13 protein-coding genes are annotated in these 16497 nt (G+C 57.7%); 5 read left to right on the top strand and 8 right to left on the bottom strand.

Annotated elements, in window-relative coordinates:
• Nucleotide 1 precedes the first annotated feature (1 nt).
• From AC13C8_RS10770 to AC13C8_RS10760, 3 genes are read right to left on the bottom strand one after another with little or no spacing between them, the layout of a single operon-like run.
• Nucleotides 2-793, bottom strand: a complete 792-nt coding sequence (locus AC13C8_RS10770; RefSeq protein WP_482847294.1) for a metal ABC transporter permease — start codon at nt 791-793, stop codon at nt 2-4.
• Complete coding sequence (locus AC13C8_RS10765; RefSeq protein WP_482847293.1) at nt 783-1538, bottom strand: metal ABC transporter ATP-binding protein; 756 nt, start codon at nt 1536-1538, stop codon at nt 783-785. The genes AC13C8_RS10770 and AC13C8_RS10765 overlap by 11 nt, the downstream gene beginning before the upstream one ends.
• Nucleotides 1535-2029 carry a transcriptional repressor gene (locus tag AC13C8_RS10760; RefSeq protein ID WP_482847292.1) on the bottom strand — a complete coding sequence of 165 codons (495 nt, stop codon included), beginning with the start codon at nt 2027-2029 and terminating at the stop codon, nt 1535-1537. Before AC13C8_RS10760 ends, AC13C8_RS10765 begins: the two co-directional genes overlap by 4 nt.
• A gap of 79 nt (nt 2030-2108) precedes the next feature.
• Between AC13C8_RS10760 and AC13C8_RS10755 the strand changes: the two genes are divergently transcribed.
• Nucleotides 2109-2969, top strand: a complete 861-nt coding sequence (locus AC13C8_RS10755; protein ID WP_482847291.1) for a zinc ABC transporter substrate-binding protein — start codon at nt 2109-2111, stop codon at nt 2967-2969.
• Nucleotides 2970-3020: 51 nt separating this feature from the next.
• On the opposite strand, the gene AC13C8_RS10750 is transcribed toward AC13C8_RS10755, so the two are convergent.
• The gene (locus AC13C8_RS10750) at nt 3021-4232 is read right to left on the bottom strand and encodes an acyl-CoA dehydrogenase (RefSeq protein WP_482847290.1); all 1212 of its coding nucleotides are present in this window, start codon (nt 4230-4232) and stop codon (nt 3021-3023) included.
• 3 nt (nt 4233-4235) lie between these two features.
• Nucleotides 4236-5531, bottom strand: coding sequence for a 4-aminobutyrate--2-oxoglutarate transaminase (gabT, locus tag AC13C8_RS10745; RefSeq protein ID WP_091432450.1), 1296 nt, complete (start codon nt 5529-5531; stop codon nt 4236-4238).
• A gap of 138 nt (nt 5532-5669) precedes the next feature.
• Here gabT and AC13C8_RS10740 point away from each other — a divergent pair, with 138 nt between their 5' ends.
• Both AC13C8_RS10740 and AC13C8_RS10735 read left to right on the top strand, forming a co-directional pair.
• On the top strand, nt 5670-6251 hold the full coding sequence (locus AC13C8_RS10740; RefSeq protein WP_091430748.1) for a cupin domain-containing protein: 582 nt from the start codon (nt 5670-5672) through the stop codon (nt 6249-6251).
• Nucleotides 6252-6259: 8 nt separating this feature from the next.
• Nucleotides 6260-7363, top strand: a complete 1104-nt coding sequence (locus AC13C8_RS10735) for a CaiB/BaiF CoA transferase family protein (protein ID WP_482847289.1) — start codon at nt 6260-6262, stop codon at nt 7361-7363.
• Between the two features lie 52 nt (nt 7364-7415).
• Here AC13C8_RS10735 and AC13C8_RS10730 read toward each other — a convergent pair whose 3' ends face one another.
• Complete coding sequence (locus AC13C8_RS10730; protein WP_482847288.1) at nt 7416-8666, bottom strand: imelysin family protein; 1251 nt, start codon at nt 8664-8666, stop codon at nt 7416-7418.
• 143 nt (nt 8667-8809) lie between these two features.
• Nucleotides 8810-9262 (bottom strand): homoprotocatechuate degradation operon regulator HpaR, encoded by a 453-nt coding sequence (gene hpaR / locus AC13C8_RS10725; protein WP_482847287.1) that lies wholly within the window; start codon nt 9260-9262, stop codon nt 8810-8812.
• A 419-nt stretch (nt 9263-9681) separates the two neighbouring features.
• On the opposite strand from hpaR, the gene AC13C8_RS10720 reads away from it, so the two are divergent.
• Together AC13C8_RS10720 and AC13C8_RS10715 are read left to right on the top strand one after the other, a co-directional pair.
• On the top strand, nt 9682-12594 hold the full coding sequence (locus tag AC13C8_RS10720) for an acetoacetate decarboxylase family protein (protein ID WP_482847286.1): 2913 nt from the start codon (nt 9682-9684) through the stop codon (nt 12592-12594).
• Between the two features lie 91 nt (nt 12595-12685).
• Nucleotides 12686-15487 (top strand): ATP-binding protein, encoded by a 2802-nt coding sequence (locus AC13C8_RS10715; protein WP_482847285.1) that lies wholly within the window; start codon nt 12686-12688, stop codon nt 15485-15487.
• Between the two features lie 313 nt (nt 15488-15800).
• On the opposite strand, the gene AC13C8_RS10710 is transcribed toward AC13C8_RS10715, so the two are convergent.
• The gene (locus tag AC13C8_RS10710) at nt 15801-16454 is read right to left on the bottom strand and encodes a Crp/Fnr family transcriptional regulator (RefSeq protein WP_482847284.1); all 654 of its coding nucleotides are present in this window, start codon (nt 16452-16454) and stop codon (nt 15801-15803) included.
• Nucleotides 16455-16497 lie beyond the last annotated feature (43 nt).

Below are 16497 nucleotides of genomic sequence, written 5' to 3'. Positions count from 1 at the left end.
GTCAGGTGGTCTTCAGGGTGCTGTACCCCGTCAGCACCAGATAAATCAACGCAGCCGCCACGATGATGGATGGGCCCGCCGGCGTGTCATAATGGAGCGATCCCCAAAGTCCAGCCAGACTGGCAACCCAGCCAATCAAAACTGCCGTTACCGCCATGGCAATCGGCTTTGTCGACACCAGTCGAGCCGCCGCGGCAGGAATGATCAGCAAGGCCGATATCAACAGCGCCCCGACGACTTTCAGCGACACCGCGACCACCACTGCGAGCGACAGTGTCAACACCATGCCTTCGCGGGTCGGATTAATGTCCGAGGCCGCCGCCAAATCGGGACTGAGCGTGGATAGCAGAAGTCGCGACCAGCGCCACGCGATCAACCCGGCAATTGCGACGGCTCCACCCCACACCAGCACAAGATCGGCACGCGTCACCGCCAGAATGTCACCAAACAGAAAAGACGCCAGGTCCACCCGCACACCGGGCGCAAAGGAAATCGCCACAAGCCCCGCCGAAAGCGCCGAATAGGACAACACCCCAAGTCCGGTATCGGACGATTGTCCCCGCGCGGACATCCAACTGATCGTCAGTGCCATCGCAAGTGCAATGACCAGCGTGCCCAACCAGATGGGAAGGGCCATGAGCAACGCCAAAGCCACGCCCAGAATGGCCGCATGTGCGGTCGCATCCCCGAAATATGCCATCCGGCGCCAGACGACAAACGATCCAAGCGGCCCTGTCGCGATGGACAAGCCGATCCCGGCCAACGCCGCGCGCACCAGAAAATCATCCAGCATTCGCTGTGTCCTTGTCCGTGGAATGATCATGCGTGCAGCCGTGATGCTCGTGATCATGTTCGTGCTGATACAAGGCCAGAGCACCCCGTGTGCCTTGCCCAAACAGCGCCCGGTATTCAGGCGCATCGCGCACCACATGCGGCGTGCCTTCGCAGCATACGTGACCGTTCAAGCATATCACGCGGTCCGACGCGCTCATCACCACGTGCAAATCATGAGACACCATCAGGACCGCGACACCCGTTTCGGTGCGAACAGCCTCAATCAGCTGATAAAATGCGGCTTCACCATTCTGGTCCAACCCTTGCGTGGGTTCGTCCAGCACCAGAATATCCGGTTTCGACAGCAACGCCCGCGCCAGAAGAACGCGTTGCAATTGCCCGCCTGATAACTCCGACACTTGTTGGTCGGCCACATTCGGCACGCCAACACGCCGCAACACTTCAGCCTGCTCTGCAAGGCTATGCGGTTTGGGTAGGTTCAGGAAGCTGGTTACGGGCATCGGCAAACTGGGATCAAGTGCAAGTTTCTGCGGGACATAGCCAACGACCAGACCCGGTTTTTTCGTAACCTCTCCTGAGACGCGCAACATCCCCAACAAGGCACGCAACAAGGTGGACTTGCCGGACCCGTTGGGACCGACGATGGTCACGATCTCGCCGGGTTCAATGGTGAAATTCACATCGCTCAGAACCGTCCGCCGCCCGTGCGAGACGGATAGGTTCCGGGCCGTGATCAAACTCATGCGGCCGCCCCGTCCGAACACGTCGGGCACAGGCCAAGCGCTTCGATATTGGTGCGTTCGACGGCAAACCCAAGGGCGCTTGCGATGCGATCCACCTCGTCCCGAACAGATTGCCCCGGCACCTCGGCCACCGCCTTGCACGCCTTGCAGATAAAGAAAACCGGCGCATGACTGTCACCGGGGGAGGTGCAAGCCGCAAAGGCGTTCAGCCGTCGAATGCGATGCACAAAACCTTGCTCCACAAGAAATTCCAGCGCCCGATAAGCGACCGGGGGTTGGCTTCCGAACCCTTCGACGGACAGACGATCCAGAACGTCGTAAGCCCCCATCGCGCGGTGCTCCTCCAGCAGGATTTCCAACACGCGTTTGCGTACAGGCGTCAACCGCGCCCCGCTTTCTCGGCACAGATTTTCGGCGCGGGTCAAAACGTCGTGGGTACACGCCGCGTGGTCATGGGAGTGAAAGGCACAGGACGGATCTTGATCATTCATTTGGATTTGACATCCCAGTTTTGTAATATTATCACTTTATAAATGGTATAACATCACACCCCCAACCACAAGGCCCAACATGAACCGCTTCATCCTGCCCGCGCTCATTTTTTTTGCCACGCCGCTTGCTGCAGACCCGCTGCGAGTTGTGACCGACATCGCCCCCGTGCATTCGCTCGTCTCAACGGTGATGGGCGATCTGGCAGAGCCCGATCTATTACTGCCCCAAGGGGCAGAGCCGCATGATTTCCAGTTGCGCCCTTCACAGATGCGCGCGCTTTCGCAAGCCGATCTGGTGTTCTGGGTCGGGCCAGACCTGACGCCCTGGTTGGAACGCGCCTTGACCGGCGTCAGCCCCGCCGACCCGGTTGCCTTGATGGACGCACCCGGAACAATAGTGCGCAAGACGGACCATGCTCTGGATCCTCACGCATGGCTGTCGCCAGAGAATGGGGCCGTCTGGCTTGGTGAAATCGCGGAAACGCTCGCCCAGCAAGATCCCGAGAATGCCGACGTTTATCGCGCAAATGCGGCTGAAGCCCGAGCGCGTCTGGAACAGACGGAAACCGAGATCGAGGCGCAGCTCGCCCCTATCCGCGAGCACGGCTTCATCGTGTTTCATGATGCTTACGGCTATTTCACAAGTCACTTTGCCTTGTCGCCGCTTGGGGCCGTGCGCGAAAGTGACAGCGCGCCACCTTCCGCTGCACGTATGACCGAGATCAACAATCTTTTGGCCAGCGGCAAGGCCCGATGCGCCTTCGCGGAGGCAACCGAGGATCAGGATATGATGCGTGACCTCGTGGATGGGACCGACGTCGGGTTCGGCGTGCTGGACCCAAACGGCGCCAGCCTGTCCCCCGGCCCCAATCTTTACTTTCAGCTTCTGCGTTCGCAAGCCAACGCATTGTCGGATTGTCTAAGCGGGACACAAGATTGACTACCGGGAAAAAGGGCGCCATCTGGCACCCTTTCGTGATCGTTCCGGGTCTTAGAAAAACGCTTGCAGCCCTGTCTGTGCACGTCCAAGGATCAGCGCGTGCACGTCATGTGTGCCTTCATAGGTGTTCACGGTTTCAAGGTTCACCATGTGGCGGATCACGTGAAACTCCTGACTGATCCCATTGCCGCCATGCATATCACGAGCGTGGCGCGCGATCTCCAGCGCCTTGCCGCAATTGTTGCGTTTGATCAGGGATACCATCTCTGGCGCGGCTTTTGCTTCGTCCATCAAACGTCCGACGCGCAGCGCGGCTTGCAACCCCAGGGTGATCTCGGTCTGCATATTGGCCAGTTTCAGTTGGAACAACTGCATCTGAGCCAGCGGCTTGCCGAATTGCTTGCGGTCCAACCCATATTGACGGGCGGCATGCCAGCAGGCCTCTGCTGCGCCCATCACACCCCAAGCGATGCCATACCGCGCCCGGTTCAGACAGCCGAACGGACCTTTCAGCCCCTCGACATTGGGCAAAAGCGCATCCTCGGACACCTCGACATTCTCCATCACAATTTCGCCCGTGATGGACGCGCGCAAGGACAGCTTGCCTTCGATCTTCGGGGCAGACAGACCTTTCGCGCCCTTGTCCAGCACAAAGCCCTTGATCTTGCCGCCATGCGCATCGGATTTGGCCCAGACCACAAACACATCCGCAATCGGTGCATTCGATATCCACATTTTTGAGCCGTTCAGCACATAACCGCCATCGACCTTCCTGGCCGTGGTTTTCATGCTGCCAGGGTCTGACCCCGCATCAGGTTCGGTCAGTCCAAAACAGCCAATCCATTCGCCGGCCGCCAACTTGGGGAGGTATTTCTTGCGCTGCGCATCCGTGCCGTAGGCATAGATCGGATACATGACGAGCGACGATTGCACCGACATCATCGAGCGGTAGCCACTGTCCACCCGCTCGACCTCGCGCGCCACAAGGCCATAGGCGACATAGCCCGCACCTAGCCCGCCATATTCTTCAGGGATGGTGGTGCCCAACAATCCCATCCCGCCCATCTCGGCGAAGATCGCGGGATCGGTTTCTTCCTTCTCGAACGCTTTCGTCACGCGCGGCAACAGCTTCTCCTGTGCATAGGCATAGGCGCTGTCGCGGATCATCCGTTCGTCTTCTTCAAGCTGAGCTTCCAGCAGGAAAGGGTCATCCCAATTGAAGCTGGACAGGTCCGGGCGGGATTGCGGGGCGAGATCGGCCATGTCTCACGCTCCTTTCGCGTTGACGGCAGCCTCGATCGAGGCTTCAAGGATATCAAGGGCTTCGTCCAGTTGATCCATCGGAACGGTCAACGGGGGCAGTAGCCGCACAACATTGGCGCGCGTGCCGCAGGGCAGAATGATCAGCCCACGCGCCTCGGCCTCGGCCACGATGGCTTGGGTCAACGCGGCGTCGGGTGCGTTCGTGTCACGATCTGTGACCAGTTCAAACGCGACCATCGCACCCAGACCGCGCACATCGCCGATGGCCTCCATGCCCTGACGGGACGCAATATCGTTCAGGCGGGCCATGATCTTGTCGCCAATCTCGGCAGCTCGCTCGCAAAGGTTTTCTTCCTCGATCACGTCCAGCACAGCGTGCGAGGCCGCAACAGCCAACGGGTTGCCACCATAGGTGCCGCCAATGCCACCGACGGGGGCGGCATCCACAATCTCTTTTCGGCCCGTAACGGCGGACAGCGGGAAGCCCCCTGCCAACCCTTTGGCCATGGTTACAAGGTCGGCTGCCACGCCCGAGTGTTCAAAGCCGAACATCTTGCCGGTCCGCGCCATGCCTGCCTGCACCTCGTCTGCGATCAGAACGATGCCATACTCATCACAGATCTTCCGCAGCGCACGCAGGAATTCTGGCGGCGCAATGTTGAAGCCCCCTTCCCCTTGCACAGGCTCGATGATCATCGCAGCAACCCGTTCCGGATCAATCGAGCTTTTGAATATGTTGTCGAGCACCGACAGAGAGACTTCGACCGAGGTGCCGTGAAACGCGTTCGGAAACGGAATGTGCACGACTTCGGGCGGCATCGCACCGAACGCTTTCTTGTAAGGCGTCACCTTGCCACAAAGTGCCATCCCCAACAGCGTCCGCCCGTGAAAGGCACCAGTGAATGCGATCACTCCTGACCGTCCGGTATGCGCGCGCGCCATTTTTACAGCGTTCTCAACGGCTTCGGCGCCGGTTGTGACCAGCATGGTCTTCTTGGCAAAGTCACCGGGCGTGGCGGCATTCAGACGCTCGGCAAGCTTAACGTAGCCCTCATAGGGTGCGACGTGGAAACAGGTGTGAGTGAAGGCTTCGGCCTGCTTGGCGACCGCTGCCATCACCTTGGGGTGGCGGTGCCCGGTGTTGTTTACCGCGATGCCTACGGCAAAGTCGATGAACCGCTTGCCATCGACATCCCACAGCTCGGCATTCTCCGCGCGCGCGGCATAGATGCCACGCGTGGCAACCCCATTGGCGACAGCTTCATTGCGCCGTGCCTTCAATTGTTCGGTGTTCGACATGCGATCCCCCATTTCGAAATTTGATTCCGCACCATATTGCGCAAAATTCTGAGCAATGCTATCAAAATTTTGCGCAAGATTTACGAAGGCGGAGGTTTTGCGCAGACTGCACAATCGCAGCAAGACAGGGGAGAGCACATGCAGGATGAGTTCGATGTCGGCGGGCGACTGAAATCGCTCAGACAGCAATTTGGCTTGTCTCAAAGACAGTTGGCCGAGGCCGCGAATGTCCCGCATGGTCAGATCTCGATGATCGAACGGAACCACTCGTCCCCGTCCGTCGCCTCTCTGCGCAAGATATTGGGCGGATTGAACATGTCCATGTCCGAGTTTTTTGAACCCGAAGCGCCCACGACTCATCAAGTATTCTTTACACCCGTCGAACTGCGCGACCTGACATCGGCGCTGTATCAGGACAATGACGCCGCGCTGCGGATGATTACCATCAAGCAGGTGGGCGACGCCAAGGCGCACGGACTTCAGGTGCTGCACGAGCTTTACGAACCGGGCGCGGACACCGGTGAAACCATGATCGAACATGAAGCCAATGAAGGCGGGATCGTCATTGAAGGCGAGTTGGAGATTACGGTGGGCGACGCCACCCGCGTTCTGAAAGCGGGTGATGCCTATCTGTTCAACTCGCGCGAACCGCACCGCTTTCGCAACATTTCGGACCGCCCTGCGCGTATCGTGTCCGCCTGCACCCCGCCATACCTCTAGGAGCCGCCATGCACCCGCTTGAAGGACTGAAAGTCGTCGAACTTGCCCGTATTCTGGCCGGACCTTGGATCGGTCAGTCACTTTCCGATCTGGGCGCCAATGTGGTGAAGGTCGAAAGCCCCGATGGCGATGACACCCGCAAATGGGGGCCGCCGTTTATCGAGCGTGATGGCGACCGGACCGCCGCTTATTATTACTGTGCGAACCGGGGCAAGGACTGCGTGACGGCCGATTTTCGCACACCCGCGGGTCAGCAGATCGTGCGTGATCTGGTCCAGGACGCCGACATCCTGATCGAGAATTTCAAGGTTGGCGGGTTGGCCAAATACGGGTTGGACTATGGTTGCCTGTCCGCACTGAACCCGCGGCTCATCTATTGCTCGGTCACGGGGTTCGGTCAGGATGGACCCTGGGCGAAGCGGGCAGGATATGACTTCCTTCTGCAAGGGCTTTCGGGACTGATGTCCGTCACGGGCGACCCGCAAGGGCATCCCCAGAAGGTAGGCGTTGCCATCACCGATATCGTGACCGGTCTTTATGGCACAATCGGCATTCTGGCCGCTGTCGAACAACGCCACCGCACCGGGCGCGGGCAGCATGTGGACATGAGCCTTCTGGATTGCGCCACCGCCATGATGGCCAATCAGGCGATGAACTTCCTTGCGACCGGCACCAGCCCGAACCGTATGGGCAACGAGCATCCGAATATCGCCCCCTATCAGGCATGTCCGGTAAGGGATGGCTACATCATTCTGGCCGTGGGCAACGACGGGCAATTCCAACGTTTCTGTGAGGTGATCGGGCGGAACGATCTGGCGAAGGATGCCCGCTTCGCCACAAATCAGGACCGCGTGGCGAACCGCGCGGACCTGACGCCGCAGATTGAGGCGGCGCTTGCAAACCGGCCCATGGCCGACATCCTGATCGCCCTTGAAGACGCCACCGTCCCGGCTGGCCCGATCAACACAATGGAACAGACCTTCGCCAACCCACAGATTCAGCATCGCAATATGCAGATTGCCCCGGACGGTGTGCCCGGGGTGCGAGGTCCTTGGGTGTTCTCGGATGCGGAACTGAACCTTGAGCGATCGGCTCCCATTCTTCCGAAATAGCAAAGGGCAAGCTTAACGTGCTGCCCTTTTAATTGCTGTCAGCCTCGGCGGATCATTCGAAAACTGCCGACGGATTGTCCAAGCTCTCAGATCCCTCGATCGACACGCTATCGACCCCGACCAGCGCCACTGCACGCTCGATATTGCGGGTTTGCGCCACCAGATGGTCAATCGCGTTCTGAACCAGTGCACCACCCGGATGCCCCGCCCCCAGCATCTGGTCATAAGACGTGCCAGCGTCGGCGACGGTGCGGATGTCACCCAACGCAATCATGGTTCTATCCATGTCACCCAAAAGATTGTTGGCCAATGTTTCGTCTTTCTCTTTCACCAGGTCATACAGCGACGGACCTTCGATGACCGAACCATCGACCCGCACATAACGCCCGGTATAGACGTTGCGAATGCCGAGCCCGTCAAAATAATGCGAGTTATGGGTGTTGTCCGAGAAACAATCCTGTTCTTCTTCCGGATCGTTCAGAAGCAGGCCAAGTTTCATTCGTTCGCCGGCCAGTTCGCCATAGGACAGGCTGCCCAACCCGGTGAAGGCCATAACGATGCCCCGGTTGGCATCCGCGATCGCGTCAGAACGCCCCTGCCCGCCTTCGGACCAATTGGCGACCGCATCCCGAAGGTCCAAGACCAACAGGTCCGTGGCTGCCTTCAGATAAGCCGCACGGCGATCACAATTGCCGCCGGTGCAATTTTCCGTATCGAAATCCGTGACTGGTCGCTGACCTGCACCATGATCCGTGCCCGACAAATCCTGACCCCACAACAGGAATTCGATAGCGTGATAGCCCGTCGCCACATTGGCCTCGATCCCTTCAATCTCGTGCAGGTTTTCCAACAGTTCAGGGGTAATTTCTGAGGCATCAATGCTTGCACCAGCAACGGTCAATTCAGGGTTCGCAATGATATTTGCTGTCGAAAACGGGTTTTCGTCATTGGCCCCCAGATCGGTTGAAACATAGTCGATCAGCCCTTCGTCCAGCGGCCACGCATTTACCTTGCCTTCCCATTCATCGACCGAGGGGTTGCCAAAGCGAAACGCTTCGGTCTGTTGATAAGGCACACGGGCGGCCAGCCAAGCGGCTTTGGCGGCGGCCAGACTGGTGTCTGTCGGTGCGGCCAGAAGCGCATCGACCGCTGTATTCAATTTCTGTGCCAGAGCAAGGCTGTCTTCATACCCCGCCCGGGCAATATCGGCATAGTTGTTCAGGATATCTTCCGGCGTAGATGCCTGTGCAAAGGCCATGCTGCAAAGAAATGCGGTGGTTGTGTAAAGCGACGTTCGGAACATGGAACCCTCGTTGTTGGTGTTTCGAACCCGCTATAGATGAGTTATTTTGTCAGGTAAAGCAATCTTGATTATTTTTGTCGGATATATTCTGACCGGTTTTTCCGCCGAAAACGTTTCACACGCACGTGATGCTTATCAGGGTGCTACAGGCGCTCCAGCTTTTCCAATGCATCAAGCAACGCCTCGAATTGTTCCTGCCCAAGATGGCGCACGTAGCCGTCTGCGATCTGCTCAGCCCGGTCGCGATTGTCGTCAATGATTTGTTGCCCGGCTGCGGTGATCTCTAGCATTTGCCGCCGCCGATCTGCCTTGTCTCGGGTGCGCGTCACCAGACCGTTCGCGACCATCGCCTGAATGATCCGCGTCAAACTGGGCAAAAGCAGGCTTGTCCTTTCACCCAGATGGGTCGCATCCAGCGCACCGTGCTCTGACAACACGCGAAGAATGCGCCACTGCTGTTCTGTGATGCCAATGGGTGCAAGCATCTCGCGCACAGGTCCCATGACCTTTTCGCGGGCGCGCATCAATGCTATTGGCAGGGATCGCCTGGTGGATGGCAACTTGGCCCGCGTCGGTCCTGTTTGTGATCTGGGCATCAATGCTCCTCGAATTTCGATGACGGTTTCATAAGAAAAGCGACGGCGGTCGGGATCAACCGCTAACTTTCATTTGGCAACGACGAGGCTGGCGCACCGACATCAGACAGGCCTTCAGTGCTACACGCTTGGCCGCTCGCCTCAACGGAGGCTCGCGCTTAATGATAAAGCTCAAATCCTTCTCAACTTTTACTAGATTTAGCCCAAACAGTGCCGCGATTGCATCGCATCAGACCAGACAAGACAAGAAGGGCAAGCAGCCCACCCTGTCATCGGCCTTTCTATCCGCTATTGACGAAATCGTTAACGTAGAAATTAACCAAGTGTTAAGATAAAGATAAACTTGAAGGAGAACCGCCCGGCAAAAAAGCTAGAGCCTTGGAGCAACGGGTTTTCCAATAAATAACAAGGACATGGGGATGGCCAAACAGAAAGTTGCCGTGATTGGCGGGGGCGTAGGTGCAATTGCGGCAGTTTATGCCATCACGCAAACGCCAGATTGGGACAAAAAATACGACATCACGATTTATCAATTGGGCTGGCGCAATGGTGGCAAAGGGGCCAGCGGGCGCAACGCGGAATATGGTCAGCGTATCGAAGAGCACGGATTGCATGTTTGGGCCGGATTCTATGACAACGCATTTCGCAATATGCGACGCTGCTATGAACAATTGGTCGAATTGGGGTTGCGTAAGGAAAGTGATCCTTTGGGGACGATGGACAAGGCGTTCAAACCCCTGTCCCATCTATTTCTCGCCGAGCGGGTGCCGACAACCTCACTGGACGAAAACCAATGGCGCCCTTGGGTGATTGATCTGCCCGGTAATGACAAACAGCCGGGATCGGAAACAAAAGTCCCCGACCCGTTTCAAATGATGATGCGCATTCTTGAGATCGTTATCGAATTTATGAAGAAGGGTGAGTTGGAAGACGGCCCGCATCACCAGTTGGGCATCGCGCTGCCATCAGGACTGCTGGGCCACCATCAGTCCATCCATCGCCACGTGGCTTCGATGCCTGCTGATCCGGCAAAGCACACCGCCCGCGATACGAATATCCTGCTGGACTTCATCGACGCCGCCCAAGCCGCTGTCCACGCGATGGAAACGCCTGATAACATTCAGGACGACGCGAAGCGACGTGGCCTCTATCTGGTGGATATCGGGCTGGCCTATATGCGTGGAGTCGTCGGATCTGACACCTTCACCAGCGGATATGATGTTCTTGATCAGTGGGAGTTCACCGACTGGCTGCGAATGAACAACGCAAGCGATCAGGCGCTGGATTGGGTTGCCATTCGCGGATGTTACGACTTCGTTTTCGGCTTTCCACAGGGCAACACAGACCGGCAGGGCGACACCGGCGCAGGCACCGCGATCCGCGCGATGTCGCGTCTGATCTTCACCTATTCGACCGCGATCTTTCACAAGATGCAGGCCGGGATGGGCGACACGATTTTCGGTCCTTACTATCAGGTCCTGGCTGCAATAGGTGTGAAATTCGAATTCTTCTGCGCCGCCCGCGATCTTCATCTGAACGATATCGGCACACGCGTTGATCGCCTTTCAATGGTCCGTCAGGCCAAGGTCAAATCAGGAAACTACGAACCCTTGGTTGACGTGGGCGGCCTGCCCTGCTGGCCGTCCGAGCCGCTGTGGTCGCAACTTGTAGATGGCACCGAACTGAAAAAACAGGGTATTGATTTCGAATGCGAAAAATCCCCGCCGACCGGCACACCATTTGAACTGAAGCGTGGCAAGGATTTCGATATCGTGCTTCTGGGGGCCTCGTTGGGATCGCTGCCCTATATGACGCGGGAGCTGTCGGCCACGTCAGACCGGTGGCGCCTGATGCTGGACCGGGTAAAGACCGTCGGCACCCACGCGGCCCAGCTTTGGCTGAACAAGTCCGTCAAAGATATGGGGTGGGAGGATCGGGTGGAAGTCCACAACAGCCCAACGGCCATCCCTTCATCACCCATGCGGACGATCATCACCGGATTTGCCGAACCGCTGGACACTTGGGCGGACATGTCCCACCTGATCCCGCACGAGGCTTGGCCCGATCCTGGCCCGGCTTCAATTTCATACTTCTGCGCGCCTGCGCCGGACGGCGAAACATTGGATGAGTTCAACACCAATGTCGCATCGTGGATGGACAAAGACCTGCCGGAGCTTTGGCCCAAAGCAAGAAAACGCGGCAAATTCGACAAAGCGCTTTTTCACGACAACCCCGAGTCCGCCGTCTATTCGCGCGTCAATATGTACGGGTCAGAGCGCTATGTCCTGTCCGTCACCAACAGCGTTTATCATCGCCTCGCCCCGTCCGAGAGCGGGTTTTCAAACCTCTACCTCGCCGGAGACTGGACCCGTTGCGGGCTGAATGCGGGATGCGTTGAAGGGGCAACGATGTCGGGGATTGCCTGCGCATCTGCCATCACCGGGGTCGATCTTCTGAATGTCGGAGCCGAAGATATTCCCCGCGAAAACACCCTGCCCGAAAAGGCGATGTTCCAGACGAACTCGATCTCCGGCACCTCATGGCCGTTGACGCCGTTCTTTGCACGTGGCGAGATGACGGGCGTTTTCTTCTTTTATGAAAGGCCCCGCGACGAGGTGCAGACCATGCTGCCCGACGGTATCCATCTGGGTCACTGCCCGATGGTGCGACCGGGATACCACCCTGTGGGCATGTCCTTTTGTAGCTATCACAATGTGCGCGGGTCCTTCATTCCAAACTTTCTGGCAATGCGCCCATACGGAGAAGCGACCTTTGCCATCCCCTACACGCATACGGATGAAGGACACGCGGCACCGTTCTTGTATCCGCGCCGTCTTTACGTCAACAATTCGTCGGCCATCTTTGCGGGCAAATTCTTTTATGCGATGCCCAAGTCGAAGGCGGAAATCAACGTCGAAAACACCCGTTTCACCGCCTCGAATGCGGATGCGTTGTCGATTGATTTCTGCGCCGAGCAGCATCGCGATCCGGTCGCCTTGTCGGGGCACGCGGCACACGGGGCCATATCGGACCTGCTGGACATGACATTCGTCACCCGAAATACGCGTGGGCAAATGTTCTATAACGCGTTCGATCTTCAACTTGACCGGTCCTATGTTGCACCGATATCGGGCGAGGTTTCGGTCACAGATCCCAGTGCAGATGGCTTTCCGGATACGCAGATGGAAGTCGGACCGCTCTTGGATCATCGCGATATGAGGCTTCCGGGTGCCTTCCGAATTTGGTGCTCTTGGTCGATGACAAACCCGTTGGATAGCCGACGCGTCAGACACGCTGCACAAGCACGGTCCTGGGTGCGACGTAACGATTGAGGATATCATGCAGGTTATAAACTGTTTGGCATGTTCCGAGCCGCTGGCGCAGGGGGCGAAGTTCTGCGGGAACTGCGGGGCGGAAGCTGTCTTGGACGCTCAAAACCCTGAACTCCGCGTTCTGACCATCCAGTTTGTCGATCTGGTCGGCTCGACAGCCTATGCCAACTCGACCGAGTTGGAGGCCTATGACGACACAATCGCAGCCTTCCACGAACTGGTCAGCAATGTTGTCCTGACCTATCGCGGCACCGTTTTGCAACGATACGGCGATGGTGTCTTGTCCTGTTTCGGCTTGGGTCATGACGGCGAAGATTCAGCGCTTTCAGCCATCGCGGCTGGCCTGTCCATCGCAAAAAACGCACCCGAAACACTTAATGGCCAGAATGTCCGCGTCGGGATCGACAGCGGTCAGGTCATGTGCCGGGTCGGGCAGACCGGAACTCTATTCCCTCAGCTGGCGGGGTTACATGTCAACAGAGCCGCCCGCTTGCAGGAGCAAGCACCGACAGGCGGCGTCGTGATCTCGGGTGAAACGCAATCGTTCCTGTCTCGACTGGCAGAACTGGACATCACATCGCACAAACCACTCGCGCTGAAGGGCATTGACGTTCCGGTCGACGTTATAGGGGTCTCGGGCTTCACATTCCTTGAGCAATCGGATACCGGCCGAAAGTTGCTTGAACGAGAGAGCGAGTTGTCGACCCTGTTGGGCGAGACGGCGACGACATTTGCGCTGATCGGGCCTGCGGGGATCGGCAAGTCGGCGGTGTTAAGCGAATTGATCCGCCGCGCCGATCCATCGCCCGTCATATGCCTGGACGCACGGGCAAATCTCAGCCAAACGGCGCTGTTTCCGGTCATAGAGGCCGTGCGGAGCGAGTTTTCACTGACCGATGCGTCGCCATCGACCGCATTGCAGGCGGGTTTGTCGGACATCGGCGTCGCCTTGAATGACCAAGACCTGAATTTGATGGCAACCGTTTTGGGGCTTCGCGACGCAACGCCCGTGCCACTGCCGCCGGAACAGCAAAAGTCGCGTCGGATCGAATTGACGACTGAGGCTTTGCGCAAAATTGCGGTCCGTAAGATGGCGGCTTTAGCGTTCGATGATTTCCATTGGGCCGACGAAGAAAGCGCGACTGTTCTGCGCAACCTCATTGACGATCCGGGTTTCACCAACCGATTGATCATCACCAGCCGGCGGACCGACCAAATCAACACATTGATAGATGAAACGGGGATCCAGACCGTTGTCCTTCAGCCATTATCGGATGAAGCAGCGAAGGATGCCCTCGCGGCTTATCCCGCACTGACAGAGGACATGCGGCGCAGCATCATTTCCGGTGCGGAAGGCAACCCTTTGTTTCTGTTGGCTCTGGCTGAACGCGCCCGTCAACTGGGCAACCAAGCCGGCGATCTGCCCCTGCCCCAAAGCATCGAAGCGACATTTCAAGCCATCATCAACGGGCTTGGCCCGTTGAAGGATGTCGTGCAATGCCTGTCGGTTCTGGGGCGCGTGGTTGACCCAGCCCATGCGAGGCTCCTGCTACCTGACCGCAGCAACATCGAGGATGAACTGCGTGTGCTGACCATCAACGGCATCCTGCACAAGCGGCGGGACGGTTTGACCTTTGACCACATTCTTCTGCGTGACGCCGCCTATGAGATGTTGCCCGGCAAACGCCGCCGGGCGCTTCATCTGCAATTTGCCGACCAGTTGCGACTGCACGATCCAGATCTTGTCGCGAAGCTGCCGGAAATCCTGGCCGACCATGTTTTGGCCGCCAAAGCGCATGATCAGATCCCGTCAGCCTGTATTGCGGCAGGGGTCCGAATGCTGATGGCGGCCAACTTTGATCCGGCCATCAAGTATCTGGACAGCGCACAGGTGGATATGGAGAAGCAGGCGAAGGGGAACACCGTCACGCGCGAGGAATACCTTCCGGTTCTGTCCTTGCTTGCCAGTGCCTTGGTGCAACGGTTGGGGTTCTCTCATCCGACCGTGTTGGACAGTTATAAGAAGCTTGAAAGCGCGGTAAGCTATGCCGAGGGCACCGATCGCCAGCGGATGATCACTCTCTACGGTCTGTTTGCGCACCGCATCATCAGCGGTGAGGTCCGCGCCAGCCGTGAATTGGTTGACCAAATGGAAAAGCTGGCAGCAAACGGGTCTGATGAACTTGCCGTCCTGTGGCTTGTCAACAAGACTGCGCAGGAACTCTATTCCGGGGATTTCGAAGCAGCGGAAAACAGCAGCAATGCGCTGAAACGCCTGTATCGCACCGAAGATCATGGGATTCTGTTTGTCGAAATCGGTGCGGATCCACTGGCATCGGTCCTGTCGGCAGACGCACATATCCTTATTCGAAAGGGTGACAAGGATGGAGCTGTGCGTGCAATCGAGGCCGCCAAGAGCCATTTGAACGCGATCGGGGCAACGACTCAGTTGCCATGGATTCATATCTTTGGGGCACAGGCCTTTTTTGAAGGCGGCCACTTACCGCTCGCCTTGACCGAAATTCAGACCGGCATAGACATTGCCGATGAACAGAACGCGGGGTTCTGGTCCCTGATCGGGCGGCTATGGCAGTCGCTGCTCAGGGTTTATGACGGCGATCTGGATACCGCGCCCACGTTCGAAGGCTATATCAGCCATGCCAGCGCAATCGGTGCCCAGTTGAACCTTCCGTTTTACAATGCTGTGTTGGCCAAGGTGAAAGCCGCGCGCGGCGATATGGATGACGCACGGGATTTGATCCGACAGGCGGCAGAGATGATCGAAGCACGGGGCGAACGAGAATGGGCGTCCCGTTTCGAAGCGATCCGTGCGGATATAGAAAAAGATGAGACGGTCGGCGCCTCCGGGTCGGACAACCCGGAGCTGACGTAGCGCCTTCACCACTCACGGCCACCATAATTGATGTAGCCCTACCTGACCGTCATTTGTCAGGCGGAAGCACCCCAGAAATGTCCGGCAGAAGCCGGGACGTAATGTCGCTCCAACGCCGCGATGCGGCCACCCAAAGCGATACCTTGCTAAGTTATCGTGCTAAAAAGACCTTTTGTGTTAGGGCCTTCAGCGCTTCCACTTCTGTGTATATGCGTAGATTGCGTCAAAACTTGTGACGCAGGTCACACATGCAAGCATGTTTGCAGCAAATGTGTGATTTTTTCGTGAAAACCGCTGCAATCTGCCCCTTTTTTCAATCGCCATCGTTCAACGCAATGCCTTCCAGCGCATTCAGATTCGTGATGACGACTGCCCCCTTTTCAAACCGCGCAATTCCATCCCTGGCCCATATCCGCAACTGTCTGTTCACGTTCTCACGGGTAAGGCCGGCATAGGCCCCCAACCAGCTTTGGCTAACCTGAACGCGGTCGGCGCTGGCATCGCCATTCTGATCCTTCAACAACCGCAGAATGCAACTGGCCAGTCGCGACCGCCCACTGGCCAGCGCTTTGAGTTCGAACATTTCAGACGCATTTCTGGCCTTCTGGCACAAGGCAACGATGACAAGTATGGCGCTGTCGCCGTCTTCTTTCAGGATTTGCAACACATCCCGGCGGGCCACTTCCAGACCTGTAACAGGCTCCAACGCAACCACGTCGGCGCTGCGCGGTCCGCCATCCAGACAGGCAATGTCACCGATGACATCTCCGGCACCGACCAGACCCAAGATTGATTTTTGGCCCGTTGCGGTTGTGATACTGACTTCAGCCCGTCCCGTTTCCACGATCAGCAACGATGTCCCCCGCTCGCCATGTCTGAAAATCTGAGTGCCTTTCTTGAAGTCACGCCGCCGCCCCCTTTCTGCAAGAAGCTCAAGCGTTTGACGTTCAAGCGCTTCGATGACCATGCTGTCCCCACCCTGCAATGTCCCGAGCAGTCCGCGTTCAGCG

This window comes from Aliiroseovarius sp. B-4, assembly GCF_056857795.1.
The sequence above is the reverse complement of the archived record's forward strand: the minus strand, read 5'-3'. Positions and strand labels throughout refer to the sequence as shown.